Source organism: Micromonospora gifhornensis (assembly GCF_016863515.1).
Taxonomy (GTDB): domain Bacteria; phylum Actinomycetota; class Actinomycetes; order Mycobacteriales; family Micromonosporaceae; genus Micromonospora; species Micromonospora gifhornensis.
This window is the reverse complement of the sequence record NZ_BOPA01000028.1, coordinates 132,206-150,561: the sequence shown is the minus strand read 5'-3', so window position 1 is coordinate 150,561 and position 18,356 is coordinate 132,206. Positions and strand designations below refer to the sequence as shown.

The window sequence follows — 18,356 nt, the reverse complement described above, 5'->3', positions numbered from 1 at the left end:
CGTGGGCGCGATCACCGGAACGTTCAAGGGCTTCGGGGTCACCTTCTCGCACATGTTCAAGAAGGTCGTCACCACCGACTACCCGTTCACCCCGCCGACGCCGGCCCCCCGTTACCACGGGCGGCACATCCTCAACCGGCACCCGGACGGGCTGGAGAAGTGCATCGGCTGTGAGCTGTGCGCCTGGGCCTGCCCGGCGGACGCGATCTACGTCGAGGGTGGCGACAACACCGACGAGCAGCGGTTCTCGCCGGGTGAGCGGTACGCCAGCGTCTACCAGATCAACTACGCGCGGTGCATCTTCTGCGGACTGTGCATCGAGGCATGCCCGACCCGTTCGCTCACCATGAGCAACGAGTACGAGCTGGCCCGGGACAACCGGCAGGACCTGATCTTCACCAAGGAGCAGTTGCTCGCGCCCCTGCTCGAAGGGATGGAGCAGCCGCCGCACCCGATGCGCCTGGGCGACAGCGAGAAGGACTACTACGTCGGCAGCCTGACGAACCCGGGTACCTCGGCCGGTGCCGAGCGCTCGCCGATGGGGCCGGGCCGCTACCAGGTGGACGAGCACCCGGGCGTCACGTTCCCCGGTGCCGAGCAGGCCGCCCAGCGAGCTGCGGCGGAAAAGGGAGAGACGGCATGACCACGTCGACGGTGCTCGCCGCCGCGGGGGCGGTCTCCGGCGGGGAGGCGGTGACCTTCTGGATCCTCGCCCCGCTCGCGTTGGCCGGCGCGATCGGCATGATCGCGGCGCGCAACGCGGTGCACTCGGCGCTCTGGCTGGTGCTGACCATGCTCAGCCTGGGCGTGTTCTACGTGCTCCAGGCGGGGCCGTTCATCGGCATGGTGCAGATCATCGTCTACACCGGCGCGATCATGATGCTCTTCCTGTTCGTACTAATGCTTGTCGGCCGGGATGCCTCCGACTCGCTGATCGAGGTACTACGCGGTCAGCGGATCGCCGCGATCGGGCTCGGCGTCGGCTTCGCCGCCCTGCTCGGCAGCGGCACCTACCGGGCCACCCAGGGCACCGAGGCGGTCGGCCTGGAGCAGGCCAACGCCGGCGGCAACGTACAGAGCATCGCCCGGCTGCTGTTCACCGACTACGTCTTCGCGTTCGAGCTCACCGCGGCGCTGCTGATCACCGCCACCATCGGCGGCATGATCCTGGCGCACGTCGAGCGGCGCAAGGAGGACCGGCGCGACCAGGTGGCCACCATGAAGGCGCGCTTCACGCCCGGCAACTACCCCGGCCCGAAGCCCGGCCCGGGTGTCTTCGCCACCTCCTCGTCGGTCGCCACCCCGGCCCGCCTGCCGGACGGGCGACTCAGCGACCGGAGCACGCCGGACATCCTGCCGGTCCGCGAACTGACCGCCGAGGAGACCACCCTGAAGGGCACTGAGAAATGAGTGACTTCTTCTCGGTCGAGCCGAACTACTACCTGGTCCTCGCCGCGGTGCTGTTCACCATCGGCGCGGCCGGGGTGCTGGTCCGGCGCAACGCGATCGTGCTGTTCATGTGTGTCGAGCTGATGCTCAACGCGGCCAACCTGGCGTTGGTCACCTTCAGCCGGATGAACGGTGACCTCAACGGCCAGATCATGGCGTTCTTCGTGATGGTGGTGGCGGCGGCCGAGGTCGTGGTCGGGTTGGCCATCATCATGGCGATCTTCCGCACCCGGCGCTCCGCCAGCGTCGACGACGCCAACCTGCTGAAGTACTAGAGGGGCCCACCGGTGGACGAAATTCTGACGTACGCCCAGGCTGCTCCGGCCGAGACGGTCTCGTACGCGACGGCCGACGGCCTGCTGAGCAGCGTCTGGCTGCTGGTGGCGATCCCGCTGCTCAGCGCGGCGGTGCTGCTGCTGCTCGGGCGGCGGGCCGACCGTTGGGGACACTGGCTCGGCGTCGCCGCCATCGGCGCGGCGTTCGTGCTCGGGTTGAGCTACTTCCTCGGTCTGCGCGGCCTGGAGAACAAGTCGGTCGAGCTGAGCCTCTGGGACTTCATCGCGGTCGGCGGCCTGCACGTCGACTTCGGCCTGCTCTTCGACCCGCTGGCCGGTGTCTTCGTCCTGCTGATCACCGGCGTGGGTCTCCTGATCCACCTGTACGCGGTCGAGTACATGGCGCACGACCCGGGTCGGCGGCGGTTCTTCGCCTACTTCAACCTGTTCGTCGCGGCCATGCTGCTGCTGGTCCTCGGCAACAACTACGTGATGCTGTACTTCGGCTGGGAGGGCGTCGGTCTGGCGTCGTACCTGCTGATCTCCTTCTGGTACACCAAGCCGGCCGCTGCCACCGCCGGTAAGAAGGCGTTCCTGATGAACCGGGTCGGTGACGCCGGTCTGGCCATCGCCATCTTCATCATGTTCGCCACACTCGGCACCACCCAGTACGACGAGGTCTTCAACGGCGTCGGCGCGCTGGCCGGTGGCACCGTGCTGGTGCTCGGCCTGCTCCTGCTGCTCGGTGCGGCCGGTAAGTCCGGTCAGTTCCCGCTGCAGGCGTGGTTGCCGGACGCGATGGAGGGCCCGACCCCGGTGTCGGCGCTCATCCACGCCGCGACGATGGTCACCGCGGGCGTCTACCTGATCGCCCGATCCAACATCATCTTCTCGGTCAACACCACCCTGCAACTGGTGGTGGTGAGCGTCGGTGCGCTGACCCTGGTGATGGGCGCGATCATCGGCTGCGCCAAGGACGACATCAAGCGGGTGCTGGCCTGGTCGACGGTGAGCCAGATCGGCTACATGTTCCTCGGCGTCGGCCTGGGTGGCGCGGCGTACGCGCTGGCCATCGTGCACCTGCTGGCGCACGGCTTCTTCAAGGCCAACATGTTCCTCGGTGCCGGCTCGGTCATGCACGGCATGAAGGACCAGGTGGACATCCGCCGCTTCGGTGGCCTCTCCAAGTACATGAAGATCACCTGGTTGACCTTCGGTGCGGGCTGGCTGGCCATCATCGGCATGTTCCCGTTCTCCGGGTACTTCTCCAAGGAGCCGATCATCGCCGCCGCCTTCGAGCGGGAGGGCTGGACCGCCTGGCTGTTCGGTGGGGCCGCGGTACTCGGTGCCGCGCTTACCGCCTTCTACATGACCCGGCTGTTCATGCTCACCTTCCACGGGCCGAAGCGGTGGACCACGGACATCGAGCACCCGCACGAGTCCCCGCCGCTGATGACCATCCCGCTGATCCTGCTCGGCATCGGCTCCCTCGGCGCGGGTTGGCTGCTGGCCACCTCGGTGCCGGACTGGCTGACCGCCACCGCCGGGCTGAGCGCGGGCGAGGCGCACCACGACGCGGTGCTGCCGCACTGGGCGATCGTCGCGCTGTCGCTGGGCGTCACCGTGCTCGGTGCCCTGCTCGGTTGGTTCCTGTTCCGGGGCGGTACGGCCATCGAGCCGCAGCCGGCCGGGGTGCTTGTCACCGCCGCTCGCAAGAACCTCTACACCGACACGGTCAACGAGGCGGTCTTCGAGAAGCCGGGCATCTTCCTCACCCGGGCGCTGGTCTACCTGGACAACCGGGGGATCGACGGGCTGGTGAACGGTCTGGCTGCCGGTGTCGGCGGCGGTTCGAGTCGCCTGCGGCGGATGCAGACCGGCTTCGTCCGGTCGTACGCCACCTCGATCCTGACCGGTGCGCTGCTGGTGGTGGCCGCCTTCCTGGCCGTCCAGGCGGGGTGGTTCGCGTGATCGACCTTCAGGGGTCGGGAAACCGCGCGGCTTTCCCGACACTCTCCCAGGCGGCCGTCGCCGGCGGACCGCGCTTCGACGACGGAGGTAAGGCCGCATAATGTCCGACTTCCCGTTCCTCTCGGTGCTCACCGTGGCGCCGCTGGTCGGCGCAGTGGTGGTCGCCCTCCTGCCGCGTAGCCGGCCGACGCTGGCCAAGCAGGTCGCGCTCGGCTGGTCTCTGCTGGTGCTGGCGCTGTCGATCGTCATGTGGGTGACCTGGCAGGTCGACGGCCAGCGCTTCCAGTTCCGCGAGTCGTACCCGTGGATTCCCAACTGGGGTGTCAACTTCACCTTCGCCGCCGACGGCATCGCGCTTGTCATGCTGATGCTGATCGCGGTGCTGGTGCCGCTGGTGATCCTGGCCTCCTGGCACGACGCCGAATCCTCGAAGCGGTCGGTACCTGCCTACTTCGCGCTGCTGCTGGTCCTCGAATGCACGATGCTCGGTGTCTTCGCTGCCGCCGACGTCTTCCTGTTCTACGTGTTCTTCGAGGTCATGCTGGTGCCGATGTACTTCCTGATCGGCAGCTACGGCGGCCACCAGCGGCAGTACGCGGCGGTCAAGTTCTTCCTCTACTCCCTGGTCGGCGGTCTGTTCATGCTGGCCGCGGTGATCGGCCTGTGGGTGGTCGGCGGCAAGACCTTCGACTGGGTGGCGCTGTCCGAGGTGGACATCTCCACCGGCGCGGAGCGCTGGCTGTTCCTCGGGTTCTTCATCGCCTTCGCGATCAAGGCACCGTTCTTCCCGTTCCACACCTGGCTGCCGGACGCCGGTGGTGCGGCGCCGGCCGGTGCCGCCGCCCTGCTCGTCGGCGTGCTGGACAAGGTGGGCACCTTCGGCATCCTGCGCTACTGCCTGCCGCTGTTCCCGGACGCGGCGCAGTGGTTCGCGCCCTGGGCGCTGGCCATCGCGGTGATCGGCATCATCTACGCCGCGCTGCTGGCGGTGGGTCAGAACGACCTGAAGCGACTTGTGTCGTACACCTCGATCGCGCACTTCGGCTTCATCGGCGTCGGCATCTTCGCCTTCACCACCCAGGCCGGTACGGGTGCGGTGCTCTACATGGTCAACCACGGGCTCGCCACCGGTCTGCTCTTCCTGGTGGTCGGCATGCTGGTCGCCCGCCGGGGCTCGGCGTTGATCAGCGACTTCGGTGGTGCCGGCAAGCTGGTTCCGGTGCTGGCCGGGGTGCTCTTCTTCGCAGGTCTCGCCTCGCTGGCGCTGCCCGGCACCGCGCCGTTCGTCTCCGAGTTCCTGGTGCTGATCGGCACGTTCACGGTGAACAAGCCGGTGGCGGTGATCGCCACGCTCGGCATCATCCTGGCCGCCGCGTACGTGCTCTGGATGGTGCAGCGCACCACGCAGGGCACGCTCAACCCGGCGCTCACCGAGATCGACGGGATGAAGCGGGACCTGAACCTCCGCGAGAAGTTCGTGGTCGCGCCGCTTATCGCGCTGATCGTGCTGCTCGGCTTCTACCCCAAGCCGGTCACGGACGTGATCAACCCCGCCATCCAGGCGACGATGGAGGACGTCGGCCGGACCGACCCGGCTCCGACGGCAGTGCAGGAGGCCGCCCGGTGAGCGCGAGGAGTGAGCTTGCTGGTTCGGTGAGCGCGAGGAACGCAGCGCAGCGGAGTACCGCAGTCGCGAACGAAAGGCTGGTCTGGTGAACGAGTTTGAACTGCCGCCGATCGACTACGCGGCACTCGCGCCGATCCTGATCATGATGGGCGCGGCGGTGGTCGGGGTGCTGGTCGAGGCGTTCGTGCCTCGCCGCCTGCGGCACCCCATCCAGCTGCCGCTGGCGCTGCTGGCGGTGCTCGCCGCGCTGACCATGGTGGTGTTCAACGCCGACAAGCGGCTGATCACCATCGGGGTGATCGCCATCGACGGGCCGACGCTGTTCCTCCAGGGCGGAATCCTGGTGCTCTCGGCGGTGGCGTTGCTGCTGATCGGTGAGCGGGCGATCGAGCGTGGTGGCGCGTTCGTCGCCCAGGCCGCCATCACCGCCGACTCGCCGGACGACCGGCGGCAGGCGCAGCGCGCCGGCGGTGCCGGCGAGGTGTACCCGCTTGTCACCTTCGCCATCGGCGGCATGCTGATCTTCGTTTCGGCGAACGACCTGCTGACCATGTTCATCGCGCTCGAGGTCTTCTCGCTGCCGCTCTACCTGCTCTGTGCGCTGGCCCGCCGCCGCCGCATCCTGAGCCAGGAAGCGGCGATGAAGTACTTCCTGCTCGGCGCGTACGCCTCGGCCTTCTTCCTGTTCGGCCTGGCCCTGCTGTACGGCTTCACCGCCGGCCTGGGCGACCGCCCGGCGGGGGTCGACTTCGCCACCATCCACGCGGCGGTGGCCAACTCGACGCAGAGCCCGGTGCTGCTCTTCGCCGGTATGGCGCTTGTGGCGATCGGCCTGCTGTTCAAGGCCGCTGCGGCACCGTTCCACGTCTGGACTCCGGACGTGTACCAGGGCGCTCCGACGCCGGTGACCGGCTTCATGGCGGCCTGCACGAAGGTGGCCGCGTTCGGTGCCCTGCTGCGGGTGTTCCACGTCGCCTTCGAGGGTGCGCGCTGGGACTTCACTCCGGTGCTCGGCGTGGTGGCGGTGCTCACCATGCTGGTCGGCGCGGTGTTCGCGGTGACCCAGACCGACATCAAGCGGCTGCTGGCGTACTCGTCCATCGCCAACGCCGGGTACCTGCTGGTCGGCGTGTTGGCACCGGGCGCGAACGGGCTCTCCGGGACCATGTTCTACCTGGTCGCGTACGGCTTCGCGGTGCTCGCCGCGTTCGCGGTGGTGACCCTGGTCCGGGACGCCGACGGCGAGGCCACCCACCTGTCCCGGTGGGCGGGGCTGGGCCGGCGTTCCCCGCTGTACGCGGCGGTGTTCACCTTCATCCTGCTGGCCTTCGCCGGCATCCCGCTGACCAGCGGCTTCACCAGCAAGTTCGCGGTGTTCGGGCCGGCCCTGGAGGGTGGGCAGGTCTGGCTGGTGATCGCCGGTGTGCTGACCAGCATGGTGCTGGCCTTCCCGTACCTGCGGGTCGTGGTGATGATGTGGCTGTCCGAGCCGGGTGAGTCGACTCCGACGGTCACCGTGCCCGGTGGGTTGACCTCGGCCGCCCTGGTGATCGGCGTAATCGCCACCCTGGTGCTCGGTGTCGCGCCGGGCCCGCTGCTGGATCTGGCCTCCGGTGCCGCCGAGTTCGTGCGGTAGCTGCTGACCCTGCTGGCGAGGGCCTGCCCACGACTGTGGGCCGGCCCTCGCCGCGTATCCCCGGTCCGGTGCAGGTAGAGGCCGTGTGGCATGGTGGAGCTGTGGCGATCAGGGGTGGCGAGGGTTCAGGTGTCACCGGCTCCGGTGCCCGCCGGAACCGGCTTGGCGCAGGTCAGTTCGGCGCGCTCGGCCTTCATCTCGCCGACTCTCGCACGGAGGAGTCCGTGCTGGGTCTGCTGGAGGCGGTAGAGGCGGAACTGCGGGAAACCGTCGCCAGCGCCGACCCGTTCGTGACCGAGGCCGCCCGCCACCTGGCGGACGCCGGTGGGAAGCGTTTCCGGCCGCTGCTGGTGGCGCTGGGCGCGCAGTTCGGCGACCCGAGCCGGGCGGAGATCGTGTCGGCCGCCGTGGTGGTGGAGCTGACCCACCTCGCGACGCTCTACCACGACGACGTGATGGACGAGGCGCCGGTGCGCCGGGGCGCCCCGAGCGCCAACTCCCGCTGGACCAACTCGGTGGCGATCCTGGTCGGCGACTACCTCTTCGCGCGGGCCGCGGACGTCGCGGCCGAGCTTGGCCCCGAGGCGGTACGCCTGCAGGCACGCACCTTCGCCCGACTGGTGCACGGTCAGATCGCCGAGACCGTCGGGCCTCGGGCCGGCGACGACCCGGTGACGCACTACCTGCGGGTGATCGCGGAGAAGACCGGTTCGTTGATCGCCACCAGCGCGCACTTCGGTGGCCTGTTCTCCGGGGCGACTCCGGAGCACGTGGCGGCGCTGGCCGGCTACGGCGAGACCATCGGGGTGGCGTTCCAGCTCTCGGACGACCTGCTCGACATCGCCAGCGAGTCCACGGAGTCGGGCAAGACGCCCGGCACCGACCTGCGGGAGGGTGTGCCGACGCTGCCGGTGCTCTACGCCCTGGCGGCGGACGACACCGACGCCGCCTCGGTGCGACTGCGGGAGATCCTGGCCACCGGCGCGTTGACCGACGACGCGCTGCACGCCGAGGCGCTCGGTCTGCTCCGCGAGTCCGCGGCGCTCAAGCGCGCCCGGGAGACCGTCCGCAGTTACGCCGAGGACGCGCGGGCCCAGCTGGCGTCGCTGCCGCAGATCCCGGCCCGACGGGCCCTCGAATCGCTCTGCGACCACATCGCCGACCGCACCAGCTGACCCACCGTCGATCGTTCGGCACCTCTCAAGCCGAGCGGGTGGCCACCGGGTGGCGCTGGGCGGACAGCAGGCGGGTGGCGGTGAGCATCAGGGCGGCGGCGGCGAGCATGGCGGCGGCCGCGGTGAGCCACATCGTCGGGTAGCCGGCTGCGGCGGCGAGCGGGCCGAGGGTCAGTGGACCGAGGGCGCCGCCCGCGTACACCCCGGTCTGGGTGATCGAGGTGGCGGCCCCCGGTGCCTGCGGATGCAGCTGGACCACGGCGAAGTTCATCAGGCCCGGCCAGGACCAGCCCAGGGCGAAGCCGAGCAGTACGCCGATCACCAGCGGGGCTGAACCGGCCATCGCGAGCAGGGCCAGCCCGATCGCCCCCACGACGAGATTGCCGGCGATGATCGTGACGTGCCCGCCGGAGCGGCGGTCGGCCAGCCAGCCGAGACCGACCCGGGCCGTGATGCAGGCCGCGCTGCCGAGGGTCAGGGTCAGCCCGGCCAGCGCAGGTTCGAGTCCCCGGTCGACTGCCGCGTCCACCACGAAGGTGCCAAGCGCGCCCGCCGCCCCGGCGGCGAGCGTCGCGGCGATGCCGACCACCACCAGCGGAAACGTCCCGCGCCCGGCACCACGGACCGAGCGCCGGGCGGGTTGCGCCGGCTGCGCGGGTACGGCCGGCAGGGTGGCCAGCGCGGCACCGGCGGCGGCCACGAACGCCCAGCGCCAGCCGACGGTGAGGGCGAAGGTGGGCACCGCGGCCCCGGCCAGCAGGGTGGAAACCGGAATGGCGGCCTGTTTGATGCCGAACGACAGGCCCTGCCGCCGTGCCGGCACGTGCCGGGCGAGCAGCACGTTGCTGGACAGCTGGCCGAGCGCGTTCGCGGTGCCGGAGACCGCGAGCAGGGCGAGCAGCACCGGGTACGACCGGGCCAGCACCGCCACCGCGAGCAGGCAGGAGGCGGAGACGAGGATGCCGGCGCGGGCCACCACGGCACCGCCCCAACGCTCCACCAGAGCCCCGGACGGTACGGAGGCGAGCGCGCCCACCCCGAAGTAGACCGCGACGACCAGCCCGAGCCCGGCGGGTGAGAAGTGCAGGTCCTCCCGCATCTGCACGGCGAGGCCGCCGACCAGGAAGACCGGTAGGACGCAGGCGATGGTCACCACGACGGCCACCGCGCTGGCTCGGACCGGCCTGGTGGTGGCCGTGCTGTCGGGAAGGGGAGCGGCGTCGGGCATGGTGAGATCAACCTATTCGAGCGCCGGCGCGGCGACACAAAGTGCAACCGAGATCACTTCACGTGTGCCGATTGCCTGCGTCATCCATCCGATCAGGGATTTCGCCTCGGGCCGCTTTTTCATATGGTGTAAGTCCCTGGTGGCGGAGGTGGTTGTGCGTGACCCCCTGGCGGAGCCTTCGGACCTGATCCGGAGCGTGTCCCGCGCACTGCGAGTGCTCGAGTCGGTCGGTCGTGCCCCGCGCGGGCTGACCGTGAAACAGATAGCCCGACGCTGCGAGCTGACCGTGGCCACCACGTACCACCTGGTGCGGACCCTCGCGTACGAGGGCTACGTGATCCGTCGGGAGGACGGGACGTACATCGTGGGCCTGGAGGTGGCCGACCGCTATCGCGAGCTGGTCGCCGCGTTCCGGGGTACGCCGGCGGTCGGGGAGACGCTGCGCCGGGTCGCGCTGGAGACCGGCTGGAGTCACTACCTCGGCCGGTTCGTCGGCGGGCAGGTGGCCATCACCGCCGTCGCGGAGGGCCACCGATCGCCCTACCTGGAGGATCTCGTGCCGGGGTTCGACGAGGGCGCGCACGCGACAGCTCTCGGCAAGGCCCTGCTCGCCACGCTCACCGCCGAACAACGCCACCGCTACCTGCGGGAGTACGGCATGCGCCCGTTCACCAGCACCACGTTGAGCACCCCGGAGGCGTTCGAGGCCGACCTGGCTGCCGGGGAGCGCCGTGGCATGCAGCTGGAGCTGGGGCAGTTCCGCCAGGGGGTGGCGTGCGCCGCGGTGCTGATCAGCCCGGACAAGGACATGGAGCGCCGGACCGTGCTGGCCTGCGCGCTGCCGGCCAGCGAGATGATGACCTCCGCCCGGGTGGTCCGGACGAAGCTGCTCACCGCCGCCCGCGCGATCGCCGACAGCCTCGCCACCGACAACTGACCGCTGCAGCCCGACGGCCCTCGTCCTGGTGGGACGAGGGCCGTGGGAGCGGCCGGCGCGGATGCCGGGGCGGGGTCAGCTACCGACCGGTCCGCCGTCCAGCCGCCAGGTGACCACCACGCCCGGCTTGGCGTGGTCGCCGTCCGGCCAGGTGGAGGCCGGGTTGTCGACCGTGGCACCGGTGGTCTCTCCCGGGTGCTGCACGGCGACGAAGAGGGAGCGGTTGTCGCCGGTGACGAACGGCCCGCAGGTCTCCGCGCCACGCGGCACGGTGAGGAACTGCTTGAGGTGGCCGCGTTCCGGGCAGGAGATCGGGGAGACCCTGGTCTTGTCGTATCCGGCGAAGTAGGTCGACGGGTCCGCCGGGTCGCCGCAGACGATCGGCAGTGACCAGGTGAACGTCTCAGCGGTGTGATCCGACCGGTCCTCCACCAGTTCCAGGATCCGGCCGTGCCGGTTGGCGGTACGCGGGTTGGCCTCGTCCGGCTTCGGGTTGCTGCCGACACCCCGGCTGGTGTTGTTTGTCAACGCCACATACACCTTGCCCGTGTGCGGGCTCGGCTCGACGTCCTCCGGCCGGTCCATCTTGGTCGCGCCGACCCTGTCCCCGGCGAGCCGGGTGAAGGTGAGCACCTCGGCGGCGCTCATGCCGTCCACGTACGACCGGTTGCCGCTGACCAGCTTGATCCAGCGGCCGTCGCCGTTGAACGCGCCGTCGCTGGGCAACGCGCCGGAGCCGTCGATCTCGGCGGCGCTGGTCTGGCCGAACTGGGCGACGTAGAGGGTGCCCGACTCCAACAGGGTCAGGTTGTGCCTGCGGGCGACCCAGGAGTCACCCGTCATGAACTTCTTGTCGGAGACGAACTTGTAGAGGTAGTCGAAGCGCTCGTCGTCGCCCATGTAGACGACCACGTGACCGCTGCGAGCCACGATGACGTTGGCGCCCTCGTGCTTGAACCGGCCCAGCGCGGTGTGCTTGCGGGGGCGGCTGTCCGGGTCGTACGGGTCGATCTCCACGATCCAGCCGTGCCGGTTGGCCTCGTTGGGGTGCCTGGCCAGGTCGAAGCGGTCGGCGACGCGTTCCCACCGACGGCTGCCGCTGCGGTAGCGGGCGGTGGTGGTGATGCCGTAGCGCGCCAGCTGGGGCTTGTCGGCCTCCGGCGCGGCGTCACCGCCGACGAAGTACTGGTCGAAGTTCTCCTCGCCGGAGAGCACGGTGCCCCACGGGGTCACCCCACCGGCGCAGTTGTTGAGCGTGCCGACCACCCGACGGCCCTTCGGGTCGGCGGCGGTCTTCACAAGCGACGAGCCGGCGACCGGGCCGGTCAGCTCGAAGGTGCTGCTCAACGCGTCGACCCGCCGGTTGTACGGGCGGCGGCCCGAACCGGCCACCCGCCACTGACCGGTGCCGGCGACCCGCTCGATCTCGACCACCGACATGCCGTGCGCCGCCATCGCCACCTTGACCTGCTCGACGGTGAGCGCCTCCTGGCTGGTGAAGCCGGGGAACATCAGCTCCTCGTTCGTGTACTCGTGGTTGACCACGAGCAGCGCCCGCCTGCCGCCCTTGTCCAGCGGCAGCACGCCGACGAAGTCGTTGTTGTAGCCGAACTGCCTGGCCTGCGCGGCGGCGGTCTGCCTGCGCAGGTCGAAGGCGGGGGCACCGGGCACCACCGGGTCGCCCCAGCGGATCAGCACCGCGTGGTCGTAGCCGTTGGGCACCACGAAGGTGTCCAGGGTGGCGAGATCACCGAAGTACGGGTTGTCGGAGGTGTTGGGTACGGGGTGGTCGCAGGCGTTGGCGCAGCGGTACAGACAGGTCATGGCGTCACGGCTGCCGTGGCGGGTGGTGCCCAGTAGCGGCAGCGGCCGGGGACGGTCGCTCATGGGGGAGCCTCCTGGGGTCGGTGCGCACCGGCGCAACCCACCGGCGCGTACCCGCCGGACGCTAGGTGCGCCCGGTGAGCGCGGGTCGGCCACTGTCTGAACCAGCGATGAAAATCGCCACCGAGGGCAGGTTTGAACTGGGACTGAACTGTTGGGGGTGACCGCACGTATCAACCCTCGTAACGCCGAGCCCGCTCCCGGCGAGAGCGAGGAGAGGACCATCAGCGACCACGACGCGGATCTGCTGCGTGCCCTGCATGACGAACATGCCGACGCGCTGTACGCGCACGCGTTGCGCCTGGTCAACGGCGACCGGCAGCGCGCCGAGGACCTGGTGCAGGAGACGCTGCTCCGGGCCTGGCGCCACCCGGAGTCGCTGGACCCGCGACGCGGCTCGGTACGGGCCTGGCTGTTCACCACCGCGCGGAACCTGGCCATCGACGCCTGGCGACGCCGCTCCACCCGGGTCGGTGAGATCTACACCGACGAGCTGCCCGAACCGCCCGAGGTCGTCGACGAGACGGAACGTGCCGTCGAGGCGTGGACGGTCGCCGAGGCGCTGAACCGGCTCAGCCCGTCGCACCGTGACGTGCTTGTCGAGTGCTTCTACCAGGGGCGTTCGGTTTCCGAGACGGCATCCCGGCTGGGCGTCCCGCCGGGGACGGTGAAATCCCGAACCCATTACGCGCTGCGGTCACTACGGTTGGTCCTTGCCGAGATGGGGGTGACCGGATGAGCCGCTGCGACTTCGCGTACGACGATGGCGCGTACGTGCTGGGCGCCCTGTCTCCCGCGGACCGCGCCGCCTACGAACGCCATCTGGTCGACTGCCCGGCCTGCCAGCAGTCCATCTCCGAGATCGCCGTGCTGCCCGGCCTGCTCGGCCGGTTGGATCCGACAAGCCTGGAGCAGTTCCTGCCGCCGCCGGAGAACCCCCGGGTGCCCGAGCTGCTCAGCGTCGCGCGGGAACGTCGCCGCCGCGAACGGCAGGCCAACCGGCTGCGGTACGCGGTGATCGGGCTGGCGGCTGCCGCGCTCGCCCTGGTCGTCGGCTTCGGTACGGCCACCATGCTGCCCGGACCGGAGACGAACGCGCCGCTGGCCCAGGTGCGGATGGTGCAGATGCGGCCGGTGGCGGGCACCGTGCCGCTGCACGCCGAGATCGGGCTCACCGGCACGAACTGGGGTACCGAGGTCACCATGACCTGCGGGTACGACGAACGGTCCGGTTACGGCAAGGCGAACGCGTTCCGGCTGGTGGCGCATGCCGCCGACGGCTCGCAGGAGCAGATCGGCTCCTGGCTGGCCGCGCCCGGCGACGATCTGCGGATCAGTGGCGCGACCCGGTTCACCAACGCCGAACTGGTCCGGCTGGAACTGGTCCGGGCCGACGGCACCGTCGTGCTGGCCTACGACGTGCCCTGAGCACTGATCAGCTGACAGCGGCCGGAGACACGGTGACCGGCGGCTGGCGGCGGGTACGCCGGGCCTGGCGCAGCCCGTCCGCGGTGAAGACGATCAGGGCGAGCCAGACCAGGGCGAAGCCGGCCAGCCGCGCCGGGGGCATCGGCTCGTGGAAGATCAGGACCCCGCAGCCGAGCTGGAGGATCGGGGCCACGTACTGGAGCATGCCCAGGGAGCTCAGCGGAAGCCGGTTGGCGGCCCCGGCGAAGAGCAGCAGCGGGATGGCGGTCAGCGCGCCGGCGATGACCAGCAGCAGGGTGTGTCCCGTCGACACCTGCCCGAACGCGATCTCGCCGGTGGCCGCGAGCCAGCCGAGGTAGCCCAGCGCGGGCAACGCCAGCACTGCCGACTCGACGAACAGGCCCTCCGCGGCCGGCAGCCCGAGCTGCTTCTTGACCAGGCTGTACCCGCCGAAGGTGAGCGCCAGGATCAGCGCGATGTATGGCAGTTGGCCGTAGTCGACGGTGAGCACGGCCACCGCGAGTCCGCCGATGCCCAACGCGCACCACTGGGCCGGACGCAGCCGTTCCCGCAGCACCGCCACCCCGAGCAGGACCACCACCAGCGGGTTGATGAAGTAGCCGAGGGCGGTCTCCACCACCCGGTCGGAGTTGACCCCGTAGATGTAGGTGAACCAGTTCAACCCGATCAGCACGGCTGCCGCGGCGATTCCCGCCAGGGCGCGCGGCCGGCGCAGCAGGGTCCGCAGGAATCCGATGTTGCGCATCGCGCCGAGCAGCAGCGCGACGAACGCCACGGACCAGATCACCCGGTGGGCGAGGATCTCCAGCGGGCCTGCCGGACGCAGCAGCTTGAAGTAGAGGGGAAAGAACCCCCACAGCAAGTAGGCGGCGAACCCGTAGAGATATCCGAGGCGGAGCGGCGTCACGGCTTTACGGTAAGGGCCTAACCGGCCGACTGATCCTTGCCGGTGAGCGGGCTCACTGCCGAGTCGTGACGACGATCCAACTCCATCCAGCGCTCGCCGTCGACAGTGGTGAAGCCGAGCTTCTGGTAGAGCCCGTGCGCGTCGAGGGTGGCCAGCAGCATCCGGCGTACGCCCAGGGTGGCGAGATGGTCGCGGACCGCGCCCGCCAGCCAACTGCCCAGGCCGTGACCTCGCTCGGTCCGGTCGACGTACACGTCGCACAGGTAGCCGAAGGTGGTCCGATCAGTGATCACCCGGGCCACGGCGACCTGGCGGTCGTCGACCGGCCGGTAGACGCCGTACCCGATCGAGCCGGCGAACGCCCGGGTCACCGTCTCCTGGTCCCGCCCGATCGCCCAGTAGGCGTCCGTGCTGAGCCAGTGGTGCACCCGGTCCAGGTCCAGCCGGTCCGGATCGGTGCTGATCGTGTAGCCGTCGTCGCGGGTCAGGGTGAACACCCTTGCGACGGTAGTCCGTACCGCGGTGCAGTCCGGTAGCCGGATACCGCAATCTGGTCTGCCCAGCCGGGCAGGTACCGCTCGTCCGGTGAGCGGTACCTGCCCGGCTGGTCGGTTCGGCGTGGGTGGCCGGTGTGGTTCGGGGGTCAGTCGCGGTCGAGGACGGCGCCGAGGATCCAGGTGACGACGCCGACGAAGAGCGCACCCAGGACGGCGGCCGGCCAGAAACCGTCCACCTCGAAGGGCAGCCCGACCTGGTCGGCGATCCAGCCGGTCAGCAGGAAGAGCAGACCGTTGACCACAAGCGCGATCAGGCCGAGAGTCAGCAGGTAGAAGCCGCAGCCCACGGTCTTGATGATCGGCTGGAGGACTCCGTTCACCACGCCGAAGATGACCGCCACGAGGACCAGCGTCAGCACCGTTTCGCTTGCCGACGCGGTGTCCAGAGAGATGCCGGGAATGACCAGGGTGGCGAGCCAGAAGGCCACCGCCGTGGCGCCGACCCGGATCAGTAGACCTTTCAGAAAACCCATGGCGGGCATGGTGTCACGGCCGGGCTATGGGCGGTACCCGCTCAGGTGTCGAGTCTCGGGACGGGCGACCGACCACTTGCGCCTCCAACGCCGTGCCGGCGAGCACCGCCCAGCGCAGGGCGCGACGGTTCACCACGGCCACCATGTCGTGCCGGATCCGGGTCAGCCAGTCGGCGGAGTCACCGAGCCCCAGCGCGGCACCGGCGATCCCCGCCTCCGTACGACTCAACGGCTGGAGCACCGCCAGATCGGATCGGCCGAGCGCGTCCGCGTCGGCGGGGGTCAACTCGTCCCGAACCAGCAGGGTTGTCTGCCAGGCAGCACCCGGCCGGGGACCGCCGGTGGGGGGCGGCGCGTCCAGAACCACAAGCACCGGGGACAGCGGCGTGCCCGGACCGGTCTCGATCTGCCGGCCGGGCGGGAGCAGCGGAATCGGCTCGCCCGGCGTGCCGACACCGCGTACGAACGGCTGCCAGAGCTGTGGGCGGGTGGTCTGGACGACGACGCGGCTGCCCAGCGCCATCGCCCGCATGGTCACCAGTTGGGCTGCCCGCACCCCGCCGACGATCATCACGCGGGTGCTCTCCGGCCGGAACAGTCGGACGGTGACCGGGCTGCCGTGCCGGTTCGTGCCCACCACCAGGCCGGCTGAGCCGTACGGCAGCTCCAGCCCTGCGCCCTCGCCGGTCGCGACCGGGACAGGTGGGGCCAGCGGCAGGGTGTCGGCGAAGCCCGGCAGGTGCGCCCCGTCGAGTCGCTGCACCAGGCCACCGGCCGCCGTCACCAGCGCGCGCAGCGCCCTGGCGGCAGCGGACAACTCGGCGGGCGTCGACGCACCGATCCGTACGGTCAAGCCGGTGGTCGCCGTCGCACCGGCCTCGGCGTGCAGCGACACCGTCACCGCGGTCGCCGGCAGCTGCAACAGCCGCGACACCAGGTGGCGTGCGGCCTCCGGGGCGGGCCACCGGCGGAGCCGGAAGGTGGTCTGCAGCAGCCCACCGGACCGCACGGCCTGCCAGGACTCCCGGACGGGCCGCCCGTCGTAATGGGCGAGCTCGGCGAAGACACGCAGCGCCGCCGGTTCACCCAGCGGCCGTACCGACAGCGGTCGGGCGCGTCGGACGATCCGGCGTACGGTGCTGGCGAGGGTGTTTCGTAACGCCTGCTCCGACCAGCCTTCGGCCCGCGCCACCCGGACGGCCAGCACCACCCGTTCCCGCCCTGCCACCCGGCCCTGGGTCAGCTGGCGGTACGAGGTGGCGGCCGGACCGCCACCGGCCCCCGCCACCGGCCCCCGTCACCGGCACCGCGGACAGTACGAGCTGGACGCGTACCGGCGGACCATCGCCCGGGTCGGCCGGCAGCAGCGAGGCGGGCGAGGGCAGCTGCTGCCCGCCGTCACCGAGCAGGTCGGCCCGGTCGCCGAACTCCAGCAGCGCCACCACACCGCCGGGGTCGTCCAGCAGCACGGCCGATGATCCGGCCAGTTCGACCGGATGGCGAACGGTGTCCGGAGCCACCAGGTCGAGCAGCGCCACCGGCCCGCCGTCCGGGGTGACCGTGCGTCGCCGGGTGGCGTAGCCCAGACTGATGCTCAACCACTCGTACAGCCACCGCCGGCGGACCCGGCACCAGGCGAGGAACAACACCGCCCCGGCCAGCGCGGCGGCGGCCAGCATGGTGGGCAGACCCCGACCCAGGGCCGCGACGGGTGCCGCCAGCGCCACCTGGGTGGCGACGATCTGTCCGGCCCGGGGACGGAGATCTCGCCAGCGGTCGCCGGGCCCGGTCGACACGGTCGCGGGCGTGACCCGCTGCTCGGACGCGGATGATCCGCCGGGCGGTGGGTGCCCAGGCGCGACCGGGACACCCGTCATCGCCACCGCACCCTCCTCGGCCGGTCACCCGCCGCGACCTGACTGCCGCCCATCGTAGTGAGCTGGGTGGATCCGCGTTGTCCACAGGGGAACGGGACGGGGTAGCACAACAGCGATGGTGCCGCTACCGTCAGCGACGAGACTTCAGTGGTCCGATCCCACGGCACGCAGCCCCTCCGGTGCCAGTGGGTGTGCGTTTGCCGGGCCAGCCACGAGCCAGCAGACAAAGGAGACGTCGGGGTGTCCCAGACCCAGGCACAGGCCGCGGTGATGCAGCAGACCGCGGCGAAGTTCGAGCAGGCGGACCAGTCGTTGCAGTCGATGCTCAGCGGGCTGCTGACTCAGCTGGAGGTTCTTCAGCAGGCCTGGCGCGGAGCCGGCGGCCGCTCGTTCGAGCAGGTCAAACAGCAGTGGTCGCAGGATCAGGCGGCCCTTCAGCGGGCGTTGCGCGAGACCGCAGGGGCGATTCGCACCGCCGGCGTGCACTACGACGCGTCGGACGCCGAGGCGGCCAGCCGGGTGTCCGCCACCAACCGCGGCGGCATCCAGCTGCCGCTCTAGACCACCTTCAGGGGGAATCCGATGGAGCACGGTGTGCTGGTCGTCAACTTCGCCGCGCTGCAACAGGCCAGCGCGGACATCCAGCGGGCGTTGAACACGCTCGACTCGCAGCTGGGGCAACTGGAACGCGACGCCGCACCGCTTGTGGCCAGCTGGTCCGGTGAGGCCCAGCAGGCGTACGAGCAGCGGCAGGCCCGGTGGCGCAACGCCTCGCAGGACCTTCAGGCGATGTTGCGTGACATCAAGCTCGCGGTGGACGAGTCCGCGACCGACTACCTCGACACCGAGAAGAAGAACGTCGGCCTGTTCCGGTGACCGCACGGCGACGCTGCCCGGAGTCCGGGCAGCGT

General features: G+C 70.4%; 17 protein-coding genes and 1 pseudogene. 12 read left to right on the top strand and 6 right to left on the bottom strand.

The features are described 5' to 3' along the window. The first annotated feature begins 1 nt into the window (after position 1). The 7 genes from nuoI (at position 2) to Vgi01_RS20815 (ending at position 8,133) form a co-directional block, all read left to right on the top strand. Positions 2-643: an NADH-quinone oxidoreductase subunit NuoI gene (gene nuoI / locus Vgi01_RS20845; protein ID WP_102657960.1), complete on the top strand. Its 642-nt coding sequence runs from the start codon at positions 2-4 to the stop codon at positions 641-643. Next, on the top strand, positions 640-1,410 hold the full coding sequence (locus Vgi01_RS20840; RefSeq protein ID WP_102657959.1) for an NADH-quinone oxidoreductase subunit J: 771 nt from the start codon (positions 640-642) through the stop codon (positions 1,408-1,410). The genes nuoI and Vgi01_RS20840 overlap by 4 nt, the downstream gene beginning before the upstream one ends. Further along, on the top strand, positions 1,407-1,724 hold the full coding sequence (gene nuoK / locus Vgi01_RS20835) for an NADH-quinone oxidoreductase subunit NuoK (protein WP_013731028.1): 318 nt from the start codon (positions 1,407-1,409) through the stop codon (positions 1,722-1,724). The genes Vgi01_RS20840 and nuoK overlap by 4 nt, the downstream gene beginning before the upstream one ends. A gap of 12 nt (positions 1,725-1,736) precedes the next feature. Further along, positions 1,737-3,695 carry an NADH-quinone oxidoreductase subunit L gene (gene nuoL / locus Vgi01_RS20830; RefSeq protein ID WP_204292100.1) on the top strand — a complete coding sequence of 653 codons (1,959 nt, stop codon included), beginning with the start codon at positions 1,737-1,739 and terminating at the stop codon, positions 3,693-3,695. Positions 3,696-3,795: 100 nt separating this feature from the next. Further along, complete coding sequence (locus Vgi01_RS20825; RefSeq protein ID WP_204292099.1) at positions 3,796-5,322, top strand: NADH-quinone oxidoreductase subunit M; 1,527 nt, start codon at positions 3,796-3,798, stop codon at positions 5,320-5,322. 85 nt (positions 5,323-5,407) lie between these two features. Beyond that, a complete protein-coding gene (nuoN, locus tag Vgi01_RS20820; RefSeq protein ID WP_102657956.1) occupies positions 5,408-6,958 on the top strand; it encodes an NADH-quinone oxidoreductase subunit NuoN in 1,551 nt (516 codons plus the stop codon). Positions 6,959-7,065: 107 nt separating this feature from the next. Next, positions 7,066-8,133, top strand: a complete 1,068-nt coding sequence (locus Vgi01_RS20815; RefSeq protein WP_239089092.1) for a polyprenyl synthetase family protein — start codon at positions 7,066-7,068, stop codon at positions 8,131-8,133. Between the two features lie 25 nt (positions 8,134-8,158). On the opposite strand, the gene Vgi01_RS20810 is transcribed toward Vgi01_RS20815, so the two are convergent. Next, the gene (locus tag Vgi01_RS20810; RefSeq protein WP_204292097.1) at positions 8,159-9,361 is read right to left on the bottom strand and encodes an MFS transporter; all 1,203 of its coding nucleotides are present in this window, start codon (positions 9,359-9,361) and stop codon (positions 8,159-8,161) included. Positions 9,362-9,515: 154 nt separating this feature from the next. Here Vgi01_RS20810 and Vgi01_RS20805 point away from each other — a divergent pair, with 154 nt between their 5' ends. After that, entirely contained in the window at positions 9,516-10,298 is a 783-nt protein-coding gene (locus Vgi01_RS20805) for an IclR family transcriptional regulator (RefSeq protein WP_102657975.1), read from the top strand. 75 nt (positions 10,299-10,373) lie between these two features. Here Vgi01_RS20805 and Vgi01_RS20800 read toward each other — a convergent pair whose 3' ends face one another. Continuing rightward, positions 10,374-12,185: a PhoX family protein gene (locus Vgi01_RS20800; RefSeq protein ID WP_204292096.1), complete on the bottom strand. Its 1,812-nt coding sequence runs from the start codon at positions 12,183-12,185 to the stop codon at positions 10,374-10,376. A gap of 241 nt (positions 12,186-12,426) precedes the next feature. Between Vgi01_RS20800 and Vgi01_RS20795 the strand changes: the two genes are divergently transcribed. Then, positions 12,427-12,921 (top strand): sigma-70 family RNA polymerase sigma factor, encoded by a 495-nt coding sequence (locus tag Vgi01_RS20795; RefSeq protein ID WP_233196787.1) that lies wholly within the window; start codon positions 12,427-12,429, stop codon positions 12,919-12,921. Further along, positions 12,918-13,610 carry an anti-sigma factor family protein gene (locus Vgi01_RS20790; RefSeq protein WP_204292095.1) on the top strand — a complete coding sequence of 231 codons (693 nt, stop codon included), beginning with the start codon at positions 12,918-12,920 and terminating at the stop codon, positions 13,608-13,610. Before Vgi01_RS20795 ends, Vgi01_RS20790 begins: the two co-directional genes overlap by 4 nt. 7 nt (positions 13,611-13,617) lie before the next feature. On the opposite strand, the gene rarD is transcribed toward Vgi01_RS20790, so the two are convergent. The 4 genes and pseudogenes from rarD to eccE form a co-directional block, all read right to left on the bottom strand. Then, positions 13,618-14,538, bottom strand: a complete 921-nt coding sequence (gene rarD, locus Vgi01_RS20785; RefSeq protein WP_204292094.1) for an EamA family transporter RarD — start codon at positions 14,536-14,538, stop codon at positions 13,618-13,620. Positions 14,539-14,555: 17 nt separating this feature from the next. Then, on the bottom strand, positions 14,556-15,035 hold the full coding sequence (locus tag Vgi01_RS20780) for a GNAT family N-acetyltransferase (RefSeq protein WP_102657952.1): 480 nt from the start codon (positions 15,033-15,035) through the stop codon (positions 14,556-14,558). A gap of 146 nt (positions 15,036-15,181) precedes the next feature. Continuing rightward, positions 15,182-15,568, bottom strand: coding sequence for a phage holin family protein (locus tag Vgi01_RS20775; protein WP_102657951.1), 387 nt, complete (start codon positions 15,566-15,568; stop codon positions 15,182-15,184). 13 nt (positions 15,569-15,581) lie between these two features. Next, positions 15,582-17,445: pseudogene (gene eccE / locus Vgi01_RS20770) on the bottom strand (type VII secretion protein EccE). Between the two features lie 240 nt (positions 17,446-17,685). Between eccE and Vgi01_RS20765 the strand changes: the two are divergent. Together Vgi01_RS20765 and Vgi01_RS20760 are read left to right on the top strand one after the other, a co-directional pair. Then, positions 17,686-18,006, top strand: a complete 321-nt coding sequence (locus tag Vgi01_RS20765) for a WXG100 family type VII secretion target (protein WP_013731042.1) — start codon at positions 17,686-17,688, stop codon at positions 18,004-18,006. Positions 18,007-18,027: 21 nt separating this feature from the next. Continuing rightward, positions 18,028-18,321 carry a WXG100 family type VII secretion target gene (locus tag Vgi01_RS20760; protein WP_013731043.1) on the top strand — a complete coding sequence of 98 codons (294 nt, stop codon included), beginning with the start codon at positions 18,028-18,030 and terminating at the stop codon, positions 18,319-18,321. Positions 18,322-18,356 lie beyond the last annotated feature (35 nt).

Bases quoted from the DNA above. Each gene is read 5' to 3' on its own strand.
- Vgi01_RS20840 (WP_102657959.1), top strand. From the start codon at position 640: ATGACCACGTCGACGGTGCTCGCCGCCGCGGGGGCGGTCTCCGGCGGG.
- nuoK (WP_013731028.1), top strand. From the start codon at position 1,407: ATGAGTGACTTCTTCTCGGTCGAGCCGAACTACTACCTGGTCCTCGCC.
- Vgi01_RS20825 (WP_204292099.1), top strand. From the start codon at position 3,796: ATGTCCGACTTCCCGTTCCTCTCGGTGCTCACCGTGGCGCCGCTGGTC.
- Vgi01_RS20810 (WP_204292097.1), bottom strand. From the start codon at position 9,361: ATGCCCGACGCCGCTCCCCTTCCCGACAGCACGGCCACCACCAGGCCG.
- Vgi01_RS20800 (WP_204292096.1), bottom strand. From the start codon at position 12,185: ATGAGCGACCGTCCCCGGCCGCTGCCGCTACTGGGCACCACCCGCCAC.
- Vgi01_RS20790 (WP_204292095.1), top strand. From the start codon at position 12,918: ATGAGCCGCTGCGACTTCGCGTACGACGATGGCGCGTACGTGCTGGGC.
- Vgi01_RS20775 (WP_102657951.1), bottom strand. From the start codon at position 15,568: ATGGGTTTTCTGAAAGGTCTACTGATCCGGGTCGGCGCCACGGCGGTG.
- Vgi01_RS20760 (WP_013731043.1), top strand. From the start codon at position 18,028: ATGGAGCACGGTGTGCTGGTCGTCAACTTCGCCGCGCTGCAACAGGCC.